21 protein-coding genes are annotated in these 23,687 nt (G+C 67.8%); 11 read left to right on the top strand and 10 right to left on the bottom strand.

What is annotated here, in order from left to right; genetic code table 11:
- Positions 1-29: 29 nt before the first annotated feature.
- Entirely contained in the window at positions 30-1,211 is a 1,182-nt protein-coding gene (bktB, locus tag U858_RS0102640; RefSeq protein ID WP_025135642.1) for a beta-ketothiolase BktB, read from the bottom strand.
- A 215-nt stretch (positions 1,212-1,426) separates the two neighbouring features.
- Between bktB and U858_RS0102635 the strand changes: the two genes are divergently transcribed.
- Together U858_RS0102635 and U858_RS0102630 are read left to right on the top strand one after the other, a co-directional pair.
- Positions 1,427-2,578, top strand: coding sequence for an acyl-CoA dehydrogenase family protein (locus U858_RS0102635; RefSeq protein ID WP_025135641.1), 1,152 nt, complete (start codon positions 1,427-1,429; stop codon positions 2,576-2,578).
- 9 nt (positions 2,579-2,587) lie between these two features.
- Positions 2,588-3,607 carry an acyl-CoA dehydrogenase family protein gene (locus tag U858_RS0102630; protein WP_025135640.1) on the top strand — a complete coding sequence of 340 codons (1,020 nt, stop codon included), beginning with the start codon at positions 2,588-2,590 and terminating at the stop codon, positions 3,605-3,607.
- A gap of 4 nt (positions 3,608-3,611) precedes the next feature.
- Here U858_RS0102630 and U858_RS0102625 read toward each other — a convergent pair whose 3' ends face one another.
- The gene (locus tag U858_RS0102625) at positions 3,612-4,508 is read right to left on the bottom strand and encodes a LysR family transcriptional regulator (protein ID WP_232786476.1); all 897 of its coding nucleotides are present in this window, start codon (positions 4,506-4,508) and stop codon (positions 3,612-3,614) included.
- A gap of 71 nt (positions 4,509-4,579) precedes the next feature.
- Between U858_RS0102625 and U858_RS0102620 the strand changes: the two genes are divergently transcribed.
- The 3 genes from U858_RS0102620 to U858_RS0102610 all read left to right on the top strand — a co-directional run bounded on the left by U858_RS0102620 (position 4,580) and on the right by U858_RS0102610 (position 7,413).
- Complete coding sequence (locus U858_RS0102620; protein WP_025135638.1) at positions 4,580-5,839, top strand: CaiB/BaiF CoA-transferase family protein; 1,260 nt, start codon at positions 4,580-4,582, stop codon at positions 5,837-5,839.
- The gene (locus U858_RS0102615) at positions 5,836-6,321 is read left to right on the top strand and encodes a MaoC/PaaZ C-terminal domain-containing protein (protein ID WP_025135637.1); all 486 of its coding nucleotides are present in this window, start codon (positions 5,836-5,838) and stop codon (positions 6,319-6,321) included. The genes U858_RS0102620 and U858_RS0102615 overlap by 4 nt, the downstream gene beginning before the upstream one ends.
- Before the next feature lie 126 nt (positions 6,322-6,447).
- Positions 6,448-7,413 carry a tripartite tricarboxylate transporter substrate binding protein gene (locus tag U858_RS0102610; RefSeq protein ID WP_025135636.1) on the top strand — a complete coding sequence of 322 codons (966 nt, stop codon included), beginning with the start codon at positions 6,448-6,450 and terminating at the stop codon, positions 7,411-7,413.
- A 97-nt stretch (positions 7,414-7,510) separates the two neighbouring features.
- Here the strand turns inward: U858_RS0102610 and U858_RS0102605 are convergent, their stop codons facing one another.
- From U858_RS0102605 to U858_RS0102585, 5 genes are all read right to left on the bottom strand, one after another.
- Entirely contained in the window at positions 7,511-7,885 is a 375-nt protein-coding gene (locus tag U858_RS0102605; RefSeq protein WP_025135635.1) for a tautomerase family protein, read from the bottom strand.
- 144 nt (positions 7,886-8,029) lie between these two features.
- On the bottom strand, positions 8,030-9,400 hold the full coding sequence (locus tag U858_RS0102600; RefSeq protein WP_025135634.1) for a glycine betaine/L-proline ABC transporter ATP-binding protein: 1,371 nt from the start codon (positions 9,398-9,400) through the stop codon (positions 8,030-8,032).
- Positions 9,397-10,254 (bottom strand): proline/glycine betaine ABC transporter permease, encoded by an 858-nt coding sequence (locus U858_RS0102595; RefSeq protein WP_025135633.1) that lies wholly within the window; start codon positions 10,252-10,254, stop codon positions 9,397-9,399. Before U858_RS0102595 ends, U858_RS0102600 begins: the two co-directional genes overlap by 4 nt.
- Before the next feature lie 210 nt (positions 10,255-10,464).
- On the bottom strand, positions 10,465-11,466 hold the full coding sequence (locus U858_RS0102590; protein ID WP_025135632.1) for an ABC transporter substrate-binding protein: 1,002 nt from the start codon (positions 11,464-11,466) through the stop codon (positions 10,465-10,467).
- Between the two features lie 584 nt (positions 11,467-12,050).
- Positions 12,051-13,325: a class I SAM-dependent methyltransferase gene (locus tag U858_RS0102585; RefSeq protein WP_025135631.1), complete on the bottom strand. Its 1,275-nt coding sequence runs from the start codon at positions 13,323-13,325 to the stop codon at positions 12,051-12,053.
- Between the two features lie 222 nt (positions 13,326-13,547).
- On the opposite strand from U858_RS0102585, the gene U858_RS0102580 reads away from it, so the two are divergent.
- The 6 genes from U858_RS0102580 (at position 13,548) to U858_RS0102555 (ending at position 19,549) form a co-directional block, all read left to right on the top strand.
- Positions 13,548-14,696, top strand: coding sequence for a Bcr/CflA family multidrug efflux MFS transporter (locus tag U858_RS0102580; protein ID WP_025135630.1), 1,149 nt, complete (start codon positions 13,548-13,550; stop codon positions 14,694-14,696).
- A 322-nt stretch (positions 14,697-15,018) separates the two neighbouring features.
- Entirely contained in the window at positions 15,019-15,255 is a 237-nt protein-coding gene (gene rpmB / locus U858_RS0102575) for a 50S ribosomal protein L28 (protein WP_006390601.1), read from the top strand.
- Positions 15,256-15,292: 37 nt separating this feature from the next.
- Positions 15,293-15,460, top strand: coding sequence for a 50S ribosomal protein L33 (gene rpmG / locus U858_RS0102570; protein ID WP_003810296.1), 168 nt, complete (start codon positions 15,293-15,295; stop codon positions 15,458-15,460).
- Between the two features lie 219 nt (positions 15,461-15,679).
- Positions 15,680-16,903 (top strand): ABC transporter substrate-binding protein, encoded by a 1,224-nt coding sequence (locus tag U858_RS0102565; protein WP_025135629.1) that lies wholly within the window; start codon positions 15,680-15,682, stop codon positions 16,901-16,903.
- 13 nt (positions 16,904-16,916) lie between these two features.
- Positions 16,917-18,794 carry an ABC transporter permease gene (locus U858_RS0102560; RefSeq protein ID WP_025135628.1) on the top strand — a complete coding sequence of 626 codons (1,878 nt, stop codon included), beginning with the start codon at positions 16,917-16,919 and terminating at the stop codon, positions 18,792-18,794.
- On the top strand, positions 18,791-19,549 hold the full coding sequence (locus tag U858_RS0102555) for an ABC transporter ATP-binding protein (protein ID WP_025135627.1): 759 nt from the start codon (positions 18,791-18,793) through the stop codon (positions 19,547-19,549). The genes U858_RS0102560 and U858_RS0102555 overlap by 4 nt, the downstream gene beginning before the upstream one ends.
- A gap of 13 nt (positions 19,550-19,562) precedes the next feature.
- Here the strand turns inward: U858_RS0102555 and U858_RS0102550 are convergent, their stop codons facing one another.
- The 3 genes from U858_RS0102550 to U858_RS0102540 all read right to left on the bottom strand — a co-directional run bounded on the left by U858_RS0102550 (position 19,563) and on the right by U858_RS0102540 (position 23,523).
- Positions 19,563-21,374, bottom strand: coding sequence for a SulP family inorganic anion transporter (locus U858_RS0102550; protein ID WP_025135626.1), 1,812 nt, complete (start codon positions 21,372-21,374; stop codon positions 19,563-19,565).
- A gap of 37 nt (positions 21,375-21,411) precedes the next feature.
- Positions 21,412-22,284: a phosphonopyruvate hydrolase gene (locus U858_RS0102545; RefSeq protein WP_025135625.1), complete on the bottom strand. Its 873-nt coding sequence runs from the start codon at positions 22,282-22,284 to the stop codon at positions 21,412-21,414.
- Positions 22,285-22,371: 87 nt separating this feature from the next.
- Positions 22,372-23,523 (bottom strand): D-alanyl-D-alanine carboxypeptidase family protein, encoded by a 1,152-nt coding sequence (locus U858_RS0102540; RefSeq protein ID WP_025135624.1) that lies wholly within the window; start codon positions 23,521-23,523, stop codon positions 22,372-22,374.
- Between the last annotated feature and the right edge of the window lie 164 nt (positions 23,524-23,687).

Here is a 23,687-nt window from a genome sequence, read left to right as displayed (position 1 = left end):
GGGCGGGGCCGGCCCCGCCCGCCGCGCGATCAGATGCGCTCGAAGATCGCGGCGATGCCCTGGCCGCCGCCGATGCACATGGTGACCAGCGCGTAGCGGCCCTGCACCCGTTGCAGCTCGTGCAGCGCCTTGACGGTGATGATCGCACCGGTGGCGCCGATGGGGTGGCCCAGGCCGATGCCGCTGCCGTTGGGGTTGACCTTGGCCGGGTCCAGCTTCAGCTCGCGGCTCACGGCGCAGGCTTGCGCGGCGAAGGCCTCGTTGGCTTCGATGACGTCCAGTTGGTCGACCGTCAGGCCGGCGCGCTTGAGCGCGGCCTGCGTGGCCGGCACCGGGCCGATGCCCATGATGCTGGGGTCCACGCCGGCATGGGCGTAGGCCACCAGGCGGGCCAGCGGCTTGATGCCGCGCTTGGCCGCGACCGACGCGTTCATCAGCACCAGGGCGCCGGCGCCGTCGTTCAGGCCCGACGCATTGCCGGCCGTGACCGTGCCGTTTTCTTTCTGGAACACCGGCTTCAGGCCCGCCAGGCTGTCGGCGGTGACGTCGCGGCGCACGTGTTCGTCGGTGTCGAACACGACTTCGCCCTTGCGCGTCTTTTGCACCACCGGCACGATCTGGTCGCGGAAATAGCCGGCCTCGATGGCGGCGGCGGCGCGGCGGTGCGATTCGGCGGCCAGCGCGTCCTGGTCCTGGCGGCTGATGCCGAACTTGGCGGCCACGTTCTCGGCGGTGACGCCCATGTGCATGCGGCCAAAGGGGTCCGATAGCGCGCCGGTCATCATGTCCTGCATGACGCTGTCGCCCATGCGCGCGCCCCAGCGCTGGGCCGGCGCGATGTACGGCGCGCGGCTCATGCTTTCGGCGCCCGCGCCGATGGCGATCTCGGCATCGCCCAGCAGGATGGTCTGCGCTGCCGACACGATGGCCTGCAGGCCCGAACCGCACAGGCGGTTGACGTTGAAGGCCGGCGTTTCCTTGGCGATGCCCGCGTTCATCGCGGCCACGCGCGACAGGTACATGTCGCGCGGTTCGGTATTGATGACGTGGCCCACGGCAACGTGGCCGATTTCGTCGCCCGAAACCCCGGCGCGCTCGAGCGCCGCGCGGATGACGGTGGCGCCCAGGTCGCAGGGCGGCACGTCTTTGAGCGCCCCGCCGAAATCGCCGATGGCGGTACGGACGGCAGACGCGACGATGACTTCATTCATGGTGTTTCCTCCTTGTAATGCGTTCCATCATACCCGCGGGGCCGGGGGCCTTACCGGGCACTGCCGGCCCCCCGATCGGTTATCGGACAGACATCCAGCGATCGCTGATTCATATCGCCCGCCTGGAAAAAAATATTGGACACGCCTCGCGCCGCTCGCAGATAGTGGCCTCTCGCCGCGCCTGCCCGGCGCCCGCCCGACCCGGACCCCGCCCCATGATCGATACGCTGGACCTGACCGCCATTCCCCCGCAAGACGAAGCGCTGCGCGCCGAGGTGCGCGCCTTCCTGGCCGAGGCCCTGGACGGCCTGGCGCCGGACCAGCGGGCCCGCTCCTGGATGGGGTATGACGCGGGCTTCAGCCGCCAGCTGGCCGAACGCGGCTGGCTGGGCCTGACCCTGCCGCGCGAATATGGCGGCGCGGCGCGCGGCCATTTCGCACGCTTCGTGCTGTCTGAAGAACTGCTGGGTGCGGGCGCACCGGTATCGGCGCACTGGATCGCGGACCGCCAGAGCGCGCCGCTGATTCTCAAGCTGGGCACGGCGGCGCAGAAAGCCTTCTACCTGCCGCGTATCTGCCGCGCCGAGGCCTTTTTCTGCATCGGCATGAGCGAACCCGGCTCGGGCTCGGACCTGGCCAGCATCCGCTCCCGGGCCGAACCGGTGGCCGGCGGCTGGCGCCTGAACGGCAGCAAGGTCTGGACCACCAAAGCGCACCGCTCGCACTACATGATCGCGCTGGTGCGCACGTCTGGCACGTCGGAAGATCGGCACCAGGGCCTGTCGCAGCTCATCATCGACCTGTCATTGCCGGGCATCACCATCCGTCCCATCCGCGACCTGGCCGGCGACGCGCATTTCTCGGAAGTGTTCTTCGACAACGTCGAACTGGCGCCCGACGCGCTGATCGGCGAGGAAGGCGCGGGCTGGGCCCAGGTCAACGCCGAACTGGCGTTCGAACGCAGCGGACCCGAACGCCTGTATTCCAGCATCGCGCTGCTGCAATGCTGGCTGGCGCACTGCCGCGGCGAGGGCAGCACGGACGGCCCCGACGCCGCGCTGCTGGGGTCCGTGCTGTCGCAGATGGCGGCGCTGCGCGCGATGTCGCTGGCCGTGGCGGGCAAGCTGGCCGCGGGCCAAAGCCCCGCCATCGAAGCGGCGCTGGTGAAGGACCTGGGCACCGAGCTGGAACAGGACATTCCGCGCCTCATTGCCGACGCGCTGGGCCGGCGCCCCGACCGCCCGCCGCCCGCGCCGCTCTTACGCACGCTGGCCTACCTGGAGCAGGCCGCGCCCACGTTTTCGCTGCGCGGCGGCACCCGCGAAATCCTGCGCGGCATCATCGCGCGCGGCCTCGGCCTTCGATAAGGACACCCCATGGATTCCCTCTTTGGCGACGCCGCCGAACGCCTGTTCGCCCAGACCTGCCCCCCCGACCTGATCCGCCGCGCCGAACAGGGCCAGGCGCCCGCCGACGCCTGGCAGGCCTGCGAGGCCGCCGGCTTTGCCGATGCGCTGGTGCCCGAGGCGCAGGGCGGCGCGGGGCTGGCGCTGGCCGATGCCCTGCCGCTGGCCACCGCCGCCGGCCGTCACCTGTGCCCCTACCCCATCGTCGACACGATGCTGGCGCGCGCCTGGCTGGCGCAGGCGGGCGCCGCGCAATCGCGCGGATCGATCGCGCTGGCGCCGCATGGCTGGACCTTGCAAGGCCGCGAGGTCGCCGGCATCCAGGTGCCCTGGGTGCGCGGCGCCGATGCCGTGCTGGCGCATATCGACGGCCAGGCCTGGCTTTTGCCGGTGGCCCGGGCCGCAATCGCTGCCGACGGCGTGCATGGCAGCCTGGCCGCCCCCGCGCGCTGGTCGCTGGACGACGGCGAACGCATCGACGCGCCCGCCGGCCTGCCCGCATTGGAAACCCTGGCCGCCACGGCCTGTGCCGGCTTGATCGCCGGCGCCATGGACCGGGTGTTGGCGATGACGCTGGACTACGCCAATACGCGCAGCCAGTTCGGCAAGCCCATCGGCCGCTTCCAGGCCGTGCAGCAGCAGATCAGTGTCATGGCCGAGCAGGTCTGGGCGGCGCGCATGGCGGCGCAACTGGCCTTCCAGGGCCTTGCCCGCCGCGGCCTGCCGCAGCCGCTGCTGGCCGCGCTGGGCAAGGCCCGCGCCAGCCAGGCGGTCGCGCGGGTGGCCGACATCGCGCATGCGGTGCACGGCGCCATCGGCATCACCGACGAATGCGACCTGCAGCTGTATACGCGGCGGCTGCGCGAATGGCGCCTCGCGGCAGGCACCGAGTCGTACTGGCACGAGCGTATCGGCACGCAGGCCCTGGCCAGCGGCCTGGATGCGCTGCCGTTCCTGCGTGAAGCGCTGTTCGACAAGGAAGCGGCCTGACGCCTTACGCGGCCTGCCCCAGCATGCTGTCGCGCAACCGCAGCACCGACGCGCACGAGGTGCCCCGATGCGTCACCAGCGACAGCGACAACGCATTGCGCGCCTCCGTATCCGTCAGCGCCACGAACGCCACGTGCGGCGTGGAATAGGCCCGCGTCACGCCCGGCACCAGCGCCAGGCCCATGCCGCTGGCCACCAGGCTGACCAGCGTCTGCACCTGGATCGCCTCCTGGCTGATATGTGGTGAAAAGCCGGCCTTGCGGCACAGCGCCTGCGTCACGCCGTGCAGCCCCGGCACCTTGGCCGGCGCATACGTCACGAAGCTTTCACCGCGCGCGCGAGCCAGGTCGACCGCCCCACCGCCCGCCAGCGGATGCCCTGCCGGCACCGCCAGGATCAGGTCGTCGCGCTCGACCACCCAGGATTCCAGCGCCGTGCCCTCGGCCAGCGGGCCGCGCACCAGGCCGGCGTCGATCTCATTGGCGCGCAGCATTGCCGCCAGCCCCACCGTGCTGTCTTCGCGCAGTTCCAGCTGCACGTCGGGATACTGCGCGCGAAACGCCGGCAGGCAGCGCGGCAGCAGCATGTAGGTGGCCGACCCGACAAAGCCCAGGCGCAACGTGCCCCACTCGCCCAGCGCCACGCGGCGCGCCGCCTGGCGCGCCTGGTCGGTGTGGAACAGCGCGCGGCGGGCATCGGCCATCAGGGCATCGCCCGCGGGCGTCAGCGTCACGCCCTTGGCGCCGCGCACCAGCAGCGGCACGCCCACCGCATGTTCGAGTTTCTGGATCGACACCGACAGCGCGGGCTGCGCGATGTGCAGCGCGTCGGCGGCGCGGCGGTAGCTGCCCAGTTCGGCAATGGTGACGAACTGGCGCAACTGCCGTAGATCGATAGCCATAACGGATTCCATATCAAGCAATACCGAAGCCATATTAGACGCGTATACGCCGCGCCGATAGGATTCCCGCCATGACCTCCCCTTCCCCCTCCCTTGCCCACGCCGCCGCGCTGGGCGGCGTGCGTGTGCTGGACCTGACGTCGGTCGTGTTCGGTCCGTACGCCTCGCAGATCCTGGCCGACTACGGCGCCGACGTCATCAAGGTGGAGGCGCCGGGCGGCGATTCCACCCGCCGCACCGGCCCCGCGCAGGAACCCGGCCTGGCCGCCATCTTCCTGGGCCTGAACCGCAACAAGCGCAGCGTGGTGCTGGACCTGAAGCAGGACGCCGCGCGCCAGGCCCTGCTGACGCTGGTGGACCAGGCCGACGTGCTGATGCACAGCATGCGGCCGGCCAAGATGGCCGCGCTGGGCCTGGACCCGGCCACGCTGTGCGCCCGCAATCCGCGGCTGGTGTATGCGGGCCTGTACGGCTTTGGCGCGGGCGGCGCCTACGATGGCCGGCCCGCCTACGACGACATCATCCAGGGCCTGGCGGGCTTTGCCGACCTGGCCGACCGCCAGACCGGCACGCCGCGCTACCTGCCCACGGTGGCCGCCGACAAGACCTGCGGCCTGGTCGCCGCGCACGCCATCCTGGCCGCGCTGTTCCAGCGCGAACGCACCGGCCAGGGCCAGCAGCTGGAAGTACCCATGTTCGAGACCATGGCGTCGTACGTGCTGGTCGAGCATTACTACGGCCGCCACCTGGCCGATACGCCCGACGGCCACCCCGGCTATCCGCGCGTGCTGACGCCCTGGCGCAAGCCCTGCCGCACGGCCGACGGCGACGTCTGCCTGATGCCCTACACCGACGCCCATTGGCGCAACCTGTTTGTCGCCACCGGCCACCCTGACCTGGCCGACGACCCGCGCTTTGCCGACATCACCTCGCGCACCCGCCACATCGGAACCCTGTACGAATTGCTGGCCGGCATCGTGGCCGCGCACCCCACGGCCCATTGGCTGGCGCTGTGCGAACAGCTGGAAATTCCCGCCGCTCCCGTCAATCGCCTGGAAGACCTGGAAAACGATCCGCACCTGCGCAGCGTGGATTTCTTCCAGCCGCTGCAAAGCGCATCCGGCAGCGGCTATCGCTTCACCCGCAACCCCGTGCGGCTGCAACGTTCAGAGGTGCCGCCCTCCATGCCGCCGCGGCTGGGCGAGCACACCCGCGACGTGCTGCGCCAGGCCGGCCTGGACGACGCCGGCATCGACGCCCTGCTGCACAGCGGCGCCGCGCAGCAGGCCGACACGTCTTCCGACTCCGCTTCCATCAAGGACCCCGCATGAACGCAGACCGCAACGCCCCCGCCCAGCTCGGCCAGGGCTTCTACTGGCAGGACCTGACCGTCGGCCAGCGCTTTCGCACTTTCCGCCGCACCGTCACCGAGACCGATATCGTCAACTTCATCAGCGTCACCGGCATGCTGGAAACGATCTTCATCGACGCCACCTATGCGCACGGCGCCATCCAGGGCCGCCCCGCGCCCGGCGCGCTGACCTACGGCCTGATCGAAGGCCTGATCATGCAGGGCATGGTGCAGGGCACCGGGCTGGCGCTGCTGGAGGTGAACAAGAAGATGTTGGCGCCGGTCGTGGCCGGCGACACCGTCTGGGCCGAGATCGAAGTGACTGGCGTGCGCCCGACCTCGCAGCACAACCGCGCGGTCGTCTCGTCCACCATCGATGTCTATAACCAGCACGGCAAGGCCGTCATGACCTACACCGCCACGCGCATGCTGGCGGGCCGGCCGGATCAGACGCCGGGCTGAAACGCCCATTTTTCCGGCACCCAGCGGACAAGCGCCCCACCCAGAGGACGCTGCCGCGCTGAGGCCCCGCCACGCGGCATGCCGCGGGCAACGGCCTCATTCCAAGAAAAGCACAAGGAGACAACCATGAAGCACGCATTGCGCGCGGCCTTGCTGGCCGCCCTGGCGCTGGCCGGCGCCCCCGCCGCCCAGGCCGCCTGGCCCGAACGTCCCATCACGATGGTGGTGCCCTTCCCGCCCGGCGGCCCCACCGACCTGGTCGCGCGGGTGCTGGCCAAGCAGTTGACCGACCAACTGGGCCAGACTGTGGTGGTGGAAAACAAGGGCGGCGCCAACGGCAACATCGGCATGCAGTACGCGGCCGCCGCCAAGCCCGACGGCTATACCGTGCTGTACAACACCTCGTCCATCGCGCTCAGCCCCAACCTGTACCGCTCGCTGGCGTTCGATCCGGTCAAGGATTTCACGCCGGTTTCGTCCACCGCCGTGATTCCGCTGGTGTTGCTGGTGCACCCGTCGGTGCCCGCCAAGGATGCGCAAGGCTTCGTGGACTACGCGCGCCAGCATCCAGGCAAGCTCTCCTATGGCTCGGCGGGCGCGGGCAACGTCACGCACCTGGGCGCCCTGCTGCTGCTACGTTCGCTGCAGATCGATGCCGTGCACGTGCCGTACCGCGGCAGCGCGCCGGCCATGACCGATCTGGTCGGCGGCCAGGTGCAGTTGATGACCAATACGTTGAATGATTCGCTGGGCTTCATCCGCGAAGGCAAGCTGCGGGCGCTGGCCGTCACCAGCCGCACGCGCAGCGAGCAGTTGCCCGATGTGCCCACGGTGGCGGAAACGGTGGCGCCCGGGTTCGAGATGGGGGCCTGGCAAGGCGTGGTGGTGCCGGCCGGCACGCCAGACGCGGTGGTGCAGAAACTGAACGCCGAAATCCGCCGCGCGTTGCAGTCGGAACAGATGCAGAAGCAGTTGAAGGTACAGGGCGCGCAGGCCCTGGGGTCGACGCCCGAGGAATACGGCGCCTATATCAAGAGCGAAATCCAGCGCTGGGGCGCGGTCATCAAGGAGGCCGGCGTCAAGCTGGATTGAAGCACTGGGCAATGGCGGGCGATCGGGTCGGGCGCAGACGCCCGGCAAGATACCGCCGGTCCGGCGCCGGAGCCTGCCCGGACCGGCGCCCTGGGCTTTAGCGGCCGGCAGCCTTGGCGCTCAGGCCGTTGGCCACGCCCATGTCGGTCTTGGGCACGTCGCGGATCAGCACGCGCACGTCTTCGCCCGAAATGCCGATGCTGTCGCACACGGCCTGGTTCAGCGCCGCGATCAGGGCGGATTTCTTGGCCTCGTCGCGCCCTTCGATCAGCGCGGCGTCCACGCGGGCCATGGCCTTGCCGATCTCGCCGGCCACGATCACGTGTTCGGCCGGCACTTCCTGCAAGACGATGCGCACGCTGGCGAGCGGCGCGGCAATGCTTTCCACTACCGCCTGCGAGGCCGCCTTCAGCAAGGCGGTCTTCTGGGCGGCCGAGTGGCCCTGCATGATCTGGACATTCAAAATAGGCATGACGGGTTCCGATGTTCCGAATAGGGACGAACCGGCGATCCGTGCCGGCCAGCCATCATATCCGGAGCCGGCGCCAGGGCAAGCCCTGGCGCGCGGCAAGCGGCCGCCGGGTCGCCGGCCGCCGGATCGCCGGCCGCCACGCCGTCAGGCGGCTTCGCCCCGCTTGGCCGGCTGGGGCTGGCCTTCCAGCTCAGCCTTGGCGGGCGTGCCGTCGGCAGCCGGCGCAGCGTTGGCCGCGCCCTCGCCTGCCACGGTCTGGCCCGAGGCCGGTTCGCCCGAGCCGGGTTGACCCGTGCCACTGGCTTGCGCCGCGTCGCCTGCCGCCTCGGTGGACGATTCCGCCAGCACCGGCGTCACCAGCTCCACCACCTTCTTGCGCGACAGCATGCCCAGGAACTCGTCGTTCTCGCCCGTCACCGCCACCGGCTGGTCGCTGTGCACCAATTGCGCCAGCACCTCGCCCAGCCCGGCCGTGGCCGGCACCGACGCCAGGTCCTCGACAAAGCGCGACACGTCGCGTCCGCCTTCGCGCACGGCCTGTTCGGCCGCCACCAGGGTCAGCACGCCGGCCAGGCGCTTGCCGTCCAGCACCGGCGCGTATTCATAGTTCAGCGCGCGCATGCGATCCACGGCATGCGCGGGACGCGAACGCATGGTCAGCGTCAGGCGCGCCGGGTTCACCGCGTGGGTCGCGTTCAGCACCTTGGTGCGGTTCACGTCCTGCAGGAACGACTGCACGTAATCGTTGGCCGGGTTCAGCAGAATGTCTTCCGGCGTGCCTTCCTGCACCAGTTCGCCGTCTTTCAGGATGGCGATGCGGTTGCCCAGGCGCAGGGCCTCGTCCAGGTCATGCGTGATGAAGACGATGGTCTTGTTCAGCTTGGATTGCAGCTGCAGCAGCTGGTCCTGCATCTCGCGGCGGATCAGCGGGTCCAGCGCCGAGAAGGCTTCGTCCATCAGGAGGATTTCGGCATCGGTGGCCAGCGCGCGCGCCAGGCCCACGCGCTGCTGCATACCGCCCGACAGTTGGTGCGGATACTGCTGCTCGAAGCCCGACAGGCCCACCTGGTCCAGCCATTCACGAGCGCGCTTTTCGCGTTCGGCGCGGCCCACGCCCTGCACGGTCAGGCCGTACGCGGCGTTGTCCAGCACGGTGCGGTGCGGAAACAGGCCGAAGCGCTGGAACACCATGCTCATCTTCTTCTGGCGGAAGGTCTCCAGGTCACGCTTGTTCAGGCTCACCACGTCCACGCCATCGACCAGGATGTGGCCCGCGCTGGGCTCGATCAGGCGATTGAAGTGGCGGATCAGCGTCGACTTGCCCGAGCCCGACAGGCCCATGATGACGTAGATGCTGCCTTCGTCGATCGACAGGCTGATGTCGCGCAGGCCCAGCGTGTGGCCGCTTTCGGCCAGCAGCGCTTCCTTGGTCATGCCGTCCTGGGCGGCCTTCAGCCACTTCTTCGGATTCGGTCCAAAAATCTTGTAGATGTTCTTGACTTCGATCTTGCTCATCGCTGGCCTCCCATGCGCATGCGCTGTCCATACGATTGCGTGATCCGGTCGAACAGCACGGCCAGCACCACGATGCCCAGTCCGGCCAGCAGGCCGCGGCCCACCTCCAGACGGTTGATACCCAGCAAGACTTCATAGCCCAGGCCGCGCGCGCCGATCATCGAGGCGATCACCACCATGGACAGCGCCATCATCGTGGTCTGGTTGATGCCCGCCATGATGTTGGGCAGGGCCAGCGGCAGCTGCACGCCGAACAGCTGCTGGCGCGGATTGGCGCCGAAGGCGCGCGAGGCTTCCAGCACTTCGCGGTCGACCAGGCGGATGCCCAGGTCGGTCAGGCGGATCAGCGGCGGCACGGCGTAGATCACGGTGGCGATGATGGCGGGAATCTTGCCCAGGCCGAACAGCATCACCACGGGGATCAGGTACACGAAACTGGGCATGGTCTGCATCACGTCCAGCACCGGCAGCATGATCGAACGCAGCCAGTTCACGCGTGCCATCAGCACCCCCAGCGGAATGCCGATCACGACCGACAGGCCGGCCGCCATGATCATCAGCGCCAGCGTCTGCATGCCGGCGTCCCACAGGCCCAGCACGCCGATGACGCACAGCAGCGCGCCCATGGCCAGGCTCAGCACGATACGGCGGCTGACCAGCCAGGCGATGACGACAGTGACGGCCACGACCGCCCACCAGGGCGAGCTGCGCAGCAGCTGCTCCAGCCAGACCAGCGCGTGCAGCACGGGCTGCGACAGCGTTTCCAGCGTGTCGGCGTAGTTGGTGACGAGATGATCGACGAAACCGTCGATGGCTCCCCGCACTTGGCGGGCAGGAATAATTTCAGGAAACATGCTTTCGACTCCATTTCAGCGCGTACGCCGCAAGGGCGCGCCGCTGGCGCAGGAGAAAATGCTCCTGCGCATTGCCCGCGCATGCGGGCCCTGTGCCGGCCGAAGGGCTTTTTCCCCTTGGGGGCATCCCAAGGGGAAAAAGTCCAACTGGCGGCGCGCCCGGGCGGAGGATGCCCGGGCGGCTGCGCCGCCGAGGATGGCGGCGGGCGGTTACAGCGCGCTTTGCACGCGCCCGGCGACGTCAGCGGGAACCCACTTGTTCCAGACGTCGGGCTTGGTCTTCAGGAACCACTTGGCCACGGCGGCAGCGTCGTCACCGGACTCTTCCATGTGGGCCAGGGTTTCGGTCATCACGGGCAGCGGCACCGAGACCTTGGACAGGAATTCGGTCAGCACCGGCGCTTCCTGCGAGAACTTGGTGTTCACGGCCGTGAAGACGGGGTTGTCGGGATAGGCGCTGGGCTCGGGCTTGGCGCACTTGGGCGACGTCAGGCACTTGTGCTTTTCGGCGTCGAAGGGCGGCAGGTCCAGCTTGACCAGGTCCATCGCGCCCACCAGCGGCGTGGGCGACCAGTAATAGAACACCACGTTCTGCTTGCGCTTGTAGGCCGACATCAGGGCCGCCTTCTGCGCCGCGCCCGTGCCGGGCGAGTACAGCGTGAACGAATCATCCAGCTTCAAGGCATGGAACAGGTTGGTGCTGGCGACTTCGCAGCCCCAGCCCGCCGGGCAGCCGTAGAAACGGCCCTTGCCGGGTTCCTCGGGGTCCTTGAACTTGTCCTTGAACTTCGGCAGGTCGGCCGCGGACTTCAGTTCGGGCAGGCGCTCGGCCGTGTAGCGGGGGATGTACCAGGCCTCGCCGCCCATGTAGAGGTCACCGATCCGCTTGACGCGGCCGGTCTTTTCAGCGCGCTCCCAGGGTTCGGCAACGCTGTTCAGCCAGATCTCGGTATTGATATCCAGGTCGCCGCGCTCGAGCGCGGCCAGGGCGGGCAAGGTCTCGGTGGGCAGGGTTTCGGTTTTGCAACCGTAGCCCTTTTCCATGATGAATCGTTCAACATCGACCAGAATCAGGTTGGATTCCCAATTCATGGCGCCGAAGTTGATCGGACGCTTGAGTTCGCATTGCGGGGCATCGGCGGCTTGGGCCGTGCCAGCAAAGGCGAGCAAGACGGCCGCGGCGGCCAGGGTCTTGACGGGGGTGAAACGCATTGGCTTTTGCCTCCATAGGTTCAGGGACACGACGGCGCGAAAACCAGCCGTGCCATGGAGCTAAGGGGGTTGTGCGGAAGACGGGCAGAACCGCCAATACAAACCGACACTAGCAACAAGAGGATCCGCAGGGTGCGGGGTCTTGCAAGACAGGAGTCTCAAAAACGGAGTTTTCGAGAACCCACAGAAAGTGAACAAACTGAAAGAAGAAGGCAGCATCTTAAACGAAATTGATGCATGACCCAACCCCAAGCCTGAATGAAACGGATACATTCCGGGCAAAAAACGTGCGGGACAACCCGGATTCCCAAGAGGCGATTCCTCGTTTTTCCCTGGGGAATCGCCTGTCGAAAATGCAGATACATTTAGTTAATGTTTTGTTCGTATAAATACATTTGAGGGACAAATCCGGGCCGGAATTGCCCCTGGATCGTGCTCGGATCGGGCCCAAAACACGCCAGATTCAGCTCATATTCAGCATCAAATCAGCCTTCAAATCGGGCCGGATTCGATCAATAACGTGATCGAATCCGGCCTCGAAAGCCAACGGATCGAGGCGCGGACGCTGCCCCGACACCGGCGGTTCAGGCCTTTTGTCCGCCCTCGCTGCGGTACATATAGTCGCGGCGCCACGGGTAGGCCAGGTCGGCCGGGTTGTCCAGTTCGTCAGACCGTCCGCCCGCGGGCGGCTGACCCAATATCTGGTGCAGCGCGATCCACCCATGCTCGAACGCCATGGCGCAACCGGCCAGGTACAGCCGGTAGGCGCGCAGCGAACGCGCGCCCTGCTCGCCGCTCAGGATCTGCGCGGCCTCGGGCAGGCGCGCTTCCAGCGCATCGCTCCAGGCCCACAGCGTGCGGGCGTAGTGCGGCCGCAGGTTTTCCACGTCCACCTCTTCCAGGCCGCCGTTGGTCATGGCTTCCATGACCACGCTGATGTGCGTCAGCTCGCCACCCGGGAAAATGTACTTTTCGATGAACTCGCCCATGCCGTTGCCCAGCTCGGCGTTGTAGACGCCGGCCGCGGTGATGCCATGGTTCATGATCAGCCCGCCCGGCTTGAGCAGGCGGCGCAGCTTGGCGAAATAGCTTTCCAGCTGGGCTCGGCCGACGTGCTCGAACATGCCCACCGACGCAATCTTGTCGAACGGCGCCGCCTCGTCCAGCTTGCGGTAGTCCAGCAGTTCCATCCGCACCCGGCCCGACAGGCCCTTGTCCTGGATCAGCTTGGTCACGTGGGCGTGCTGGTTGCGCGACAGCGTGATGCCCGTGGCATCCACGCCGTAATGTTCGGCCGCCCACAGCAGCAGCCCGCCCCAGCCGGCGCCCACATCCAGGAAACGCTCGCCCGGCTGCAGGCGCAGCTTGCGGCAGATGTGGTCGAGCTTGGCCTCTTGCGCCTGGGCCAGGTTCATGTCCGCCGTGCGGTAGTAGGCGCAGGAATAGACCCGGCGCGGGTCCAACCACAAAGCGTAGAAATCGTCGGAAAGATCGTAGTGAAACTCGATCTGGCGCGCGTCGCGCTCGACCGAATGGCGCCACACCGACATCACCTTGCGCACCAGTTCCGTCAGCCAGCCGCCGCGCGCCGCATCCACCGGCGACCCCGGCAGCATCGCCGACGCCGCCGCCATCACGTTGCGCATCGAACCTTCGATATCGATGCGGCCTTCGACGTAATCCTGCCCCAGCACGCCCACCGCGCCTTCGGCCAGATGGGCCAGCGCCGTCTTGTCATGCGTGACGAATCGGACCTGCGGGTCCGGCGGCCCCACCACGGTGCCGTCGGGCAGCACCAGCTGAACGGTCACGGGCAAGGCCTGGAGCTTGCGTTCCACAACAGACAACAAAGGACTCACAGCATCTCCTCTGAAATACGTACGGACACGTCGAACTGTATCGGAAATCTATTGCAATTTGCGTGTAAGGTGCCCCGTGATACAGTCGTTGGCTTGGCGCAAATCGTGCAATAAAGCCCGACGCGCCCTGTCCCTCGCGCCGTGTTCCCCGCGCGACCCTTCGCGATCCACATGCCCCCAACACTCTCATCCCGCGGCTCCCTGCCGGGCTGGCTCATTCTCATGGGCGCCCTGACGGCAATCGGTCCCTTCGCCATCGACATGTACCTGCCGGCGTTCCCCACGATCGCGGCGAACCTGGGGGTGCCGCGTGGCGATGTCGAACGCACGCTGGCCGCCTACCTGATCGGCCTGGCGCTGGCGCAGGTGTTCTACGGCCCCATGGCCGACCGCTTTGGCCGCAAACCGCCGCTGATGGTGGGCCTGGCGCTGTTCATGATTGCGTCGCTGGGCTGCGCCCTGGCCGGCTCGGTCGAAGCGCTGACCGGCTGGCGCGTGGTGCAGGCGATGGGCGGCGCGGCCGGCATCGTCATTCCGCGCGCGGTCATTCGCGACCACTACGAAACCCACGAGGCGGCGCGCGCGATGTCGCTGCTGATGCTCATCATGGGCCTGGCCCCCATCCTGGCGCCCCTGGCGGGCGGTCAACTGCTGGCCATCACCAGCTGGCGCAGCCTGTTCTGGGTCATGCTGGCCGGCGGCGCCATGCTCATGACTGCCGTGACCCTCATCATGAAGGAATCGCTGGCCCCTGAACGCGTCGTGCCGCTGCGCTGGCAGACCATCCTGCATAACTACCGGTCGCTGTTCGCCCACCGCGGCTTCATGTCGCACAGCCTGGCCGGCGGCTTCGGCCAGGCCGGCATGTTCGCCTACATCATCGGCTCGCCGCGCGTCTTCATCGAACTCTACGGCGTCGATCCCAAGTACTACGGCCTGCTGTTCGGCACCAACGCGCTGTCGCTCATCATCTGCTCGCAGATCAGCGCGCGCTTGCTGCGCACCCACACCCCGCGCCAATTGCAGCGCCGCGCCCTGACCACGCTGGCCGCGGCCAGCCTGGCTGCGGTCGGCCTGACCCTGGTCGGCTGGATGACGCTGCCGCTGCTGATGGCCTGCCTGATCTGCTATATGGGCAGCCAGGGCTTCGTCAATCCCAATTCGGCGGCGCTGGCGCTGTCGGACCAGGGCAAGCGCCTGGGCGCCGCATCGGCGCTATTGGGGACGCTTCAACTGTCCTGCGGCGCCCTGGCGGGCTTTGCCGTCAGCGCCTGGCAGACCGACAGCGCGCTGCCCCTGACGACCACCTTGGCGACCTGCGCCTGCCTGTCCTGGATTTCCGGCCGCGTGGCGCAATCGCACACCGCCTAGCCCTACCGCTTGATTTGTTTGGCTTTTTCGTATTAGAATCTACGTCTTCACATGAAGTTTCCCGTGCTGGACTACTATGCTTTGTAGTTCAACACTCTGACCCCCAAACCGCGTTTTGTGCAGGCGGATGGCAGGCAGCGGGTATAAGCACTGGGCGGAATCCCAGGCACTGGGCGAAATCCCGGTTTTCCAGATTCCCCCTCATCCACTAAGACTGGGTGGCCGGCAGAATGCTGCAGCATGCAGCGTCCACAGCCCGGCGGCTGAAACCCTGTCTACCCCCCCGGCGATGCGCGCAAGAACGACATAAAGAGGTGCATCCATGGCACGCGTATGCCAAGTGACCGGCAAAGGCCCGATGGTGGGCAACAATGTTTCGCACGCGAACAACAAGACCAAGCGTCGCTTCCTGCCCAACCTGCAATCGCGCCGGTTCTGGGTTGAAAGCGAAAACCGCTGGGTGCGTCTGCGCGTCTCGGCCAAGGCCATTCGCACGATCGACAAGAACGGCATCGACGCCGTGCTGGCCGACATGCGTGCCCGCGGCGAACTGGCCTAATCGGCCCCCCGCCAATCTGACATACTAGGAGCACGACATGGCCAAAGGTATCCGCGAAAAGATCAAGCTCGAGTCGACTGCCGGCACGGGTCATTTCTACACGACCACCAAGAACAAGCGCAACATGCCCGAGAAGATGCTGATCAAGAAATTTGATCCGGTCGCTCGCAAGCACGTGGACTACAAGGAAACCAAGCTGAAGTAATTCAGCCGGTATTCCGTAAGTCGAAAAGGCCCTGCATCGCAGGGCCTTTTTCATTGGCGCCTGGCGCGGCGCCCCCTTGGCGTTTTTCCCAGGATGGCCCGTTTTCCTTGGCGAGCGGCGTCGCCCATGCTTCAATTGGGCCGAAACCGACCCCGCGCCGGCCATCGTCACCCTGCCCAGCGCGGCTTCATTCAAGCCCTCCAGCCTGCGATACCCGCCATGCTCCGTCCCTGCCTGACCCTGCTGCGCCGCGCGCTTGCCCCCGCGCTCCTGGCCCTGGCGCTGACTCCGGTCGCGTCCGCCAAAGACACGGAACCGCCGATCCGCATCGGCGAGATCAATAGCTACAAGGCCATCCCCGCCTTCCTGGGCCCCTACAAAAAGGGCTGGCAGCTGGCCGTGGAAGAGGTCAACGCGGCAGGCGGCGTGCTGGGCCGCAAACTGGAAGTGATCTCGCGCGATGACAACGGCAATCCGGGCGACTCGGTACGCGCGGCGCAAGAACTGCTGGCGCGCGAAAAGGTGGACCTGCTGTTCGGCGGCTTTTTGTCCAACACCGGACTGGCCCTGACCGACTTCGCCAAGCAGCAGCAGGTGTTCTTCCTGGCCGCCGAGCCGCTGACGGACAAGATCACCTGGCAGGAAGGCAACCGCTATACGTATCGCCTGCGGCCATCCACCTGGATGCACGTGGCGGCCCTGGCGCCCAAGGCGCTGGCGCTGCGCAAGAAGCGCTGGGCCATCGTCTACCCCAACTACGAATACGGACAATCCGCCGTGGCCACCTTCAAGGCCATGATGAAGTCGTTCCAGTCCGACGTCGAATTCGTCGCCGAGCAGGCCGTGCCGCTGGGCAAGGTGGACGCGGGCGCCGTGGTGCAGGCGCTGGCCGACGCCAAGCCGGACGCGATCTTCAACGTGCTGTTCGCCGCCGACCTCACGCGCTTCGTGCGCGAAGGCAACACCCGCGGCCTGTTCGAGAATCGCGCCGTGGTCTCGGTGCTGTCCGGCGAACCCGAATACCTGGAACCCCTGGGCGCCGACACGCCTACCGGCTGGATCGTCACCGGCTACCCCTGGTACGCCATCGACACCCCGGCCAACAAGACCTTCGTCGAGGCCTACCGCAAGCGCTACAACGAAACGCCCAAGGTCGGCTCGGTGGTCGGCTACGCCTCGCTCATGTCGATCGCCCAGGGCCTGAAGGCCGCGGGCCAGGTCGACACCGAAAAGCTCGTCGACGCCTTCGCCGGCCTGAAGGTGGATACCCCCTACGGCCCCATCCAGTACCGCAAGATCGACCACCAGTCGACCATGGGCGTGTACGTCGGCGTCACCGCCGTGGAAGACGGCAAGGGCATCATGAAGGACTTCGCCTATATCGACGGCGCGCGCCTGCAGCCGCAGGACGAACAAGTGCGCAAGATGCGCCCCGCCCACTGACGCGCCGGCCCCGATGAGCCTGTCCGGGCTGCTCTCGCAGCTGCTCAACGGCCTGGCCGACGCCAGCGCGCTGTTCCTGGTGGCCGCCGGCCTGTCGCTGATCTTCGGCGTCACGCGGGTGGTGAATTTCGCGCACGGCTCGTTCTACATGCTGGGCGTGTACCTGGCGTGGACCTTCACTCGCTACTTCGGCGACGGCCCGGGCTACTGGGCCGGCCTGCTGCTGGCGGCGCTGGCCACCGGCCTGGTCGGGGCGGCCGCCGAACTGCTGGTGCTCAAGCGCCTGTACCGCGCCCCCGAACTGTTTCCGCTGCTGGCCACTTTTGCCCTGGTGCTGGTCATCGGCGACGCCGCGCTGGCGCTGTGGGGGCCTGAAGACCTGTTCTCGGCACGCGCGCCGGGCCTGTCCGGCGCCGTCGACATCCTGGGCCGCCGCTTTCCCCAATACGACCTGCTGCTGATCGCCGCCGGCCCCGTGGTGCTGGGCCTGCTGTGGCTGCTGCTGATGCGCACCCGCTGGGGCCGCCTGCTGCGCGCCGCGGCCGAAAACCGCGACATGCTGGCCGCGCTGGGCGTCAACCAGGCCTGGCTGTTCACGTCCGCCTTCACCCTGGGCGCGTTCCTGGCCGGACTGGGCGGCGCGCTGGCCGCGCCGCGCGTGCCCGCCACGCTGGGGCTGGACCTGGAAATCATCGCCAGCGCCTTCGTGGTCGTGGTGGTGGGCGGGCTGGGCTCGATTCCTGGCGCCTTCCTGGCAGCGCTGCTGATCTGCTGCGTCAAGGCCGTGTTCGTCTTCATCGGCCAGGTGCAGATCGGGCCGTGGGCCTTCAACCTGTCCAAGCTGACCTTGCTGGCCGAATTCGCCGTCATGGCGGTGGTGCTGGTGGCCCGCCCCTGGGGCCTGCTCGGCAAGCCGCCCGCGCCGTCGTCGCAGGCCCCGGCCGCCGAGCCGCCCCTCGCCCCCGCCGGCCGCCGCGTGCGGCTGGCCTATGGCGCGCTGCTGGCGCTGTTGGTGCTGGCGCCGCTGGCGGCGGCACAGTGGCCCTACCTGGGCATTCTCTTGACCGAAGTGCTGATCGCCGCCCTGTTCGCGGCCAGCCTGCATTTCCTGACCGGGCTGGCCGGCATGACCACCTTCGGCCACGCCGCCTGGTTCGGCCTGGGCGCCTACGGTGCGGCGCTGCTTCTGAAAATGGCGGCGCTACCGATGGAAGCCGCGCTGTTGCTGGGCCCCTTCGCGGCCGCGCTGGGCGCGCTGCTGTTCGGCTGGTTCTGCGTGCGCCTGTCGGGCGTGTACCTGGCCATGCTGACCCTGGCGGTGGCGCAGATCCTGTGGGCAACGGCCTATCAATGGGACGACGTGACTGGCGGCAGCAACGGCCTGATCGGCCTGTGGCCCTCGCGCTGGCTGACCCAAGGGCCGGGCTTCTACTACGTGACGCTGGCGCTGTGCGTGCTGGGCGTCTGGTGGCTGCGGCGGCTGGCGTTTGCGCCGCTGGGCTACGCCCTGCGCGGCGTGCGCGATTCCGCCTTGCGGGCCGAGGCGCTGGGCATGGATACGCGCCGCATCCAATGGGCGGGCTTTGTCGCGGCCTCGCTGGCGGCGGGGCTGGCGGGCTCGCTGTATGCGTTCTCGAAGGGCAGCATCGCCCCCGATGCGCTCAGCGTCAGCCGCTCGGTCGATGGGCTGGTGATGGTGCTGCTGGGCGGCTTGCAGACGCTGGCCGGCCCGCTGGTCGGCGCCGCGGCCTACACCTGGCTACAGGACGTGGCGGCCCGCAGCACCGAGTACTGGCACGCGGTATTGGGCCTGGCCATCCTGGCGCTGGTCATGCTCTTTCCCGAAGGCCTGGCCGGCGCGGCCCGGCGCCTGCGCCGGAGGTCCACATGAGCGCCCCCCTGCTCCAGGTGCGCCACCTGCGCAAGTCGTTCGGCGGCATCGACGCGCTGGCCGATGTCTCGTTCGACCTGGACGCCGGCCAGATGCTGGCGCTGATCGGCCCGAACGGCGCCGGCAAATCCACCTGCTTCAATGCGCTGGGGGGTCAATTGCGCCCTGATGCCGGGTCCGTGTGCCTGGACGGCCACGAACTGGTGGGTCTGGCGGCCGGCCGGATCTGCCGGCTGGGCGTGGGCCGCACGTTTCAAACCGCCGCCACCTTCCGTTCGATGACCGTGCTGGAAAACGTGCAGACCGCGCTGCTGTCGCGCGACCGCCTGCTGTTTCGCCCCTGGCGACGCGCCGCCGCACATGCGGTCGACGAAGCCCACGCCCTGCTGGCGCAGGTGCAGATGGCCAATCAGGCCGCCACGCCCTGCGGCGTGCTGGCCTATGGCGAGGTCAAGCGGGTGGAACTGGCGATGGCGCTGGCGCACCGGCCACGCCTGCTGCTGATGGACGAGCCCACCGCCGGCATGGCCACCAACGAACGCCATGCGCTGATGCGCCTGACACGCGAACTGGCCGACACCCAACGCATGGCGGTGCTGTTCACCGAACACAGCCTGGATGTCGTCTTCAAGCATGCCGATCGCATCGCGGTACTGGTGCGCGGCAGCCTGCTGGCCGAAGGCCCGCCCGCCGCCATCGCGGCCGACGAACGGGTCAAGGCCGCCTACCTGGGTACCGAATCGCCGCACGCTTGAGGCGCGCCTGCGCTCAACCGCCAGACTGCGGGCTGTCCGGCTGGCATTCCCAGTACACCTTGGCCTGGCAGCCTGCGCAGATGCCGCGATCCAGCTTGGCGTAGATGGCGTGCAGCGCCGTGGCTTTGTCGGGAAACACGTGGTCGGCGCCCAGCCTGTCCAGAAAGCCCGTGCGGCGCCACATGGCCAGCACTTCGGGCCGCGGCCGATGGAAATACAGGTCGCCGCCCATGGCCCGTCGCGCCGCCAGTTCGTCGTCCCAGACCTGGGCGCCGGCCAGGTCGATGAAGTTCATGCTCTTGGCCATGACCAGCAGATGCCGTGGCGCATCCGGCCCCGTGCGCAATTCCTGCAAGCGCTGCGCCACATGCGCGGCGGCGCCGAAATAGACCGATCCTTCCATGCGCAGCAGCTTGAGCTGCGGGCATTCCGGCAGCGTATCGAGCGGCGCATTGCCTGTGCCATGGCGCGGCGCCTCCAGCACCACGAAGCGGCGGTCCAGCCCGCGCGAATCGAAGCCCATCGTGCGCATCGCCGGCCGCGAGGTGCGGTGCAGATACACCATGAGCGACAGCACGGTGCCCAGCAAGATGGCCACTTCCATGCGAATGGTGACGGTGGCGGCCAATGTGGCCGCGGCAATCGCGCTTTCACCCGGCTGCGTGCGGATCAACTGCCGCCAGCGCGGCACGTCCAGCAAGGTCCAGGCCACCAGCAACAGCAGGCCGGCAATGGCCGCATGGGGAATCTGCGCCAGCAAGGGTCCGGTCAACGCCACCAGCGCCATCAACAGCAAGGCCGAAAACACCGAGGCCAGCGGCGTGCGGGCGCCCGCCTCGAAGTTGGGAATCGAGCGGTTCAACGAACCGCAGGACAGATAGCAGGAAAAGAATCCCCCCACCACATTCGACAGGCCCTGCCCGACGAATTCACGATTGGCGTCGATGCGCTGACCCGAGCGCGCGGCCACCGCCTTGGCGATGGAAATCGACTGCGCCAGGGCCACGATGGTCAACGCAAACGCCAGGCTGAGCAGGTCGGGTAGCGCGCGCCAGTCGACGCTGGGCACATGGAATGGCGGCCAGGGTTGCGCCAGGTCGCCCAGCACCGGCACCGGCGCCGCGCCGTGCTGCGCCGTCAAGGCATTGAACGCGGCCGCGGCCAGCGCGCCCGCCGCCAGGCCCGCCAGCATGTAGGGCTTGCGCTTGTCCCAGCGCTTGACCAGCAGCGCAGCAGCCAGCGTTACGGCCGTTACCAGCACCGCGCCAATCTGGATCTGATCGGCGTTGGCCACCACGCTGGCCAGCAGCGTGCCGGCCCCGTGCGAAGCGGGCGCCGGCAGGCCCAGCGCATCTTTCAGCGCATGTACGGCGATCAGCAACGCCGCACCGCTGGTGAAGCCAAACAGCGCCGACGGTGAAATGAAGTGCGCCAGCGAGCCCAGGCGCAAGGCGCCCACCAGCCACTGCATCAGCCCGACCAGCACCGTCACGGCCAGCGCCAGCTCGATATAGCCGGGGCTGCCCGCCACCGCCAGCGGCGTCAGCACCGCGAACAACGCCAGTGAATTCGCATTGGTGGGACCGGACATGACGTGGCGGCTGGAGCCGAACAGCGCCGCGACAATACAGGGAACGATGGCCGAATACAGGCCGTATTGCGGCGGCAATCCCGCCAGCGTGGCAAACGCCACGCCCTGCGGCAGCACCAGCAAGGCGCCCAGCAGGCCGGCGGCCAGGTCCGCGCGCAGCGTCACGGCGCCCACTTCCGGCACCCAATCGCCAAACCTGCGCGCCAGCCACGCCCTGCGTCCTACCGCCCCCATTGCCCCACCCCTGGTTTTTCTTCGAATGGCAACGCGTTCACCGCAGGAACTTGCGTTCCAGCTCGCGCATGCCCGCGTCACCTTGAAGGGCGATGATATCGCGCACCGTCGGCAACGCCGCATCCACGGCATGGATGCCGCCATCGTGCCGGATGCGGGCAAACACGTCGCGCATGGCCCCCACGGCCGCGCGGATCGCATGGTTGCCGTAGATCACCAGCCCGACTTTGCCCAGCGCCTGGATGTCGGCCTCGCGCAATTGCGGGTACGCCGTGGGCACCAGCACCAGCGGCACGCGGCCCTGCCAGGCCGCGATGAAGGCCAGCACTTCGTCGGGCGTGGTCTGCTTGGAATGGATCAGGATGGCGTCGGCGCCGGCGGCTTCATAAGCCGAGGCGCGCGCGAGCGCCTCGGCCTGGCCCAGGCCGGCGATCAGCGCCTCGGTGCGCGCAATGACGCAGAAATCCGGGTCGCGGCGTGCGGCGCAGGCCGCTTCGATCTTGCCCTGGAATTCTTCCGTGCGCACCAGTTCCTGCCGGCCGTCGGCGCGCAGGCTGGTGTCCTTGGGAAAGGTCTTGTCTTCCATCACCACGGCCGACACGCCCGCCGCTTCGTATTGCGGCACGGCATAGGCCACGTTGATGGCGTTGCCGAAACCCGTGTCGATGTCCGCAATGACGGGGATATCGACGACGGCGGCGATGGCCCGCATCATGTCCAGATGCTGGCCGGCCGACAGGATGTTGGCATCCGGCACCGCATAGCTGGCCGACAGTTCGAAGCCGCTGCCCCAGATCGCGTCGAATCCTGCGTCGGCCGCCAGCCTGGCCGACAAGGGATTGTGCGCCGACATGGCGTGCATCAGGGTGGCATGCTGCAGTTGCTGGCGAAAACGGGCGTTGCGGGACATGGAGGGGCAACCTGAAGATCCGGCGCACAGTGCCCCGGCCAAGGCATTTTTTACACTAAATGCCCCGCCCGCTCATCGATATTGCCGCTAGCCGCGCCACCACAGGCGAAGGGAATCCCACGTGCGGCCGACAAATCCGGCTTCGGCCACAGGCTCCAGCGCCACCACCGGAAATTGCATGGCCGGCTTGCCGTCGACCATCACGCGCAGCGAGCCCACCGTGGCCTGCGCCGCGATGGGCGCCACCAGCGGATCCTGCGGCGTCCAGACCGACTCGACCTTGGCGCCCGCCGGCACCGTCACATAGGCATCGCGCGCAAAGCCCGCTTTCAGCGTGTCGGCCTGGCCCTTCCAGACCTCGGGCGTGGCCACCGGGTGGCCCTTGGCGTACAGCTTGACGGTCTTGAAGCCCTGGAAGCCCCATTCCAGCAGCTCGCGGCTTTCCTGCGTGCGCAGCTTGTCCGACGCCGTGCCCACCACCACCGTCACCAGGCGCCGCGGGTCCGTGCCGTTCGGGCGCCGCGCGGTGGCCACGATGCAATAGCCCGCCGCCTCGGTATGGCCGGTCTTCAGGCCGTCGACGCTGGGGTCCAGCCACAACAGGCGATTGCGGTTGGGCTGGGTAATATTGTTATACGTAAACGTCTTGGCCGAATCGTAGGACTTGTACAGCTCGGGATAGTCGCGGATGAACCGCGTGGCCAGGATCGACAGGTCGCTGACCGTGGAATACGTGCCCGGGTCCGGCAGGCCGTGCGGGCTGGCGAAATGCGTGCCGTGCAGGCCCAGTTTCACGGCCGTGTCGTTCATGCGGGCCACGAAGGCCTCGACGCTGCCCGATACGGCTTCGGCCAGCGCGATGGCGGCATCATTGCCCGACTGGATCATCAGGCCGCGCAGCAGCAGGTCCACCGACACCTTCGACCCGGGTTCCAGGAACATCTTCGAACTGCCCGCCGGCACCTTCCAGGCCCGCGTCGAGATGGTCACCTTCTGGTCGGGCGAGATTTCCTTGTCGTGCAGCGCGCTGAACACCACGTACGCCGTCATGATCTTGGTCAGCGACGCCGGCTCGATCCGGGTGTTGGCGCCTTGCGAGGCGATCACCTGCCCGCTGGTCTCATCCAATAACAGCCAGGCCTTGGCCGACAGCGCCGGCTGGGGCATCGATTGCGCCATGGCGCCTGACATACACGCGGTCGCAACGAGCAGGCTCGCCGCCAACTTCTTCATCAACATATAGCTGCTTCACTTCCATGCGGGGTGGGGATGACGCGCAGGGTGGCCGGCAGACGGCAACCGCCAGGCCGCCGCCCGATCCTGCCGATGCGCGCCGCGATGCATTGGAACACGTTGCGCCCGGATGGTTCAAAACCCCTTCAATCAAGCACTTTTCGCGCCGC

Origin of the sequence: Achromobacter sp. DH1f (assembly GCF_000633435.1) — a bacterium.
GTDB classification, from domain to species: Bacteria; Pseudomonadota; Gammaproteobacteria; order Burkholderiales; family Burkholderiaceae_B; genus Achromobacter; species Achromobacter deleyi.
This window is presented reverse-complemented; position numbering and strand designations above follow the sequence as displayed.

Bases quoted from the DNA above. Each gene is read 5' to 3' on its own strand.
- U858_RS0102545 (WP_025135625.1), bottom strand. From the start codon at position 22,284: ATGTCCCGCAACGCCCGTTTTCGCCAGCAACTGCAGCATGCCACCCTG.
- bktB (WP_025135642.1), bottom strand. From the start codon at position 1,211: ATGAATGAAGTCATCGTCGCGTCTGCCGTCCGTACCGCCATCGGCGAT.
- U858_RS0102550 (WP_025135626.1), bottom strand. From the start codon at position 21,374: ATGGGGGCGGTAGGACGCAGGGCGTGGCTGGCGCGCAGGTTTGGCGAT.
- U858_RS0102580 (WP_025135630.1), top strand. From the start codon at position 13,548: ATGGGCGCCCTGACGGCAATCGGTCCCTTCGCCATCGACATGTACCTG.
- U858_RS0102540 (WP_025135624.1), bottom strand. From the start codon at position 23,523: ATGTTGATGAAGAAGTTGGCGGCGAGCCTGCTCGTTGCGACCGCGTGT.
- U858_RS0102565 (WP_025135629.1), top strand. From the start codon at position 15,680: ATGCTCCGTCCCTGCCTGACCCTGCTGCGCCGCGCGCTTGCCCCCGCG.
- rpmB (WP_006390601.1), top strand. From the start codon at position 15,019: ATGGCACGCGTATGCCAAGTGACCGGCAAAGGCCCGATGGTGGGCAAC.
- U858_RS0102595 (WP_025135633.1), bottom strand. From the start codon at position 10,254: ATGTTTCCTGAAATTATTCCTGCCCGCCAAGTGCGGGGAGCCATCGAC.
- U858_RS0102590 (WP_025135632.1), bottom strand. From the start codon at position 11,466: ATGCGTTTCACCCCCGTCAAGACCCTGGCCGCCGCGGCCGTCTTGCTC.
- U858_RS0102610 (WP_025135636.1), top strand. From the start codon at position 6,448: ATGAAGCACGCATTGCGCGCGGCCTTGCTGGCCGCCCTGGCGCTGGCC.
- rpmG (WP_003810296.1), top strand. From the start codon at position 15,293: ATGGCCAAAGGTATCCGCGAAAAGATCAAGCTCGAGTCGACTGCCGGC.
- U858_RS0102600 (WP_025135634.1), bottom strand. From the start codon at position 9,400: ATGAGCAAGATCGAAGTCAAGAACATCTACAAGATTTTTGGACCGAAT.
- U858_RS0102615 (WP_025135637.1), top strand. From the start codon at position 5,836: ATGAACGCAGACCGCAACGCCCCCGCCCAGCTCGGCCAGGGCTTCTAC.
- U858_RS0102560 (WP_025135628.1), top strand. From the start codon at position 16,917: ATGAGCCTGTCCGGGCTGCTCTCGCAGCTGCTCAACGGCCTGGCCGAC.
- U858_RS0102630 (WP_025135640.1), top strand. From the start codon at position 2,588: ATGGATTCCCTCTTTGGCGACGCCGCCGAACGCCTGTTCGCCCAGACC.
- U858_RS0102620 (WP_025135638.1), top strand. From the start codon at position 4,580: ATGACCTCCCCTTCCCCCTCCCTTGCCCACGCCGCCGCGCTGGGCGGC.
- U858_RS0102635 (WP_025135641.1), top strand. From the start codon at position 1,427: ATGATCGATACGCTGGACCTGACCGCCATTCCCCCGCAAGACGAAGCG.
- U858_RS0102625 (WP_232786476.1), bottom strand. From the start codon at position 4,508: ATGGCTATCGATCTACGGCAGTTGCGCCAGTTCGTCACCATTGCCGAA.
- U858_RS0102605 (WP_025135635.1), bottom strand. From the start codon at position 7,885: ATGCCTATTTTGAATGTCCAGATCATGCAGGGCCACTCGGCCGCCCAG.
- U858_RS0102555 (WP_025135627.1), top strand. From the start codon at position 18,791: ATGAGCGCCCCCCTGCTCCAGGTGCGCCACCTGCGCAAGTCGTTCGGC.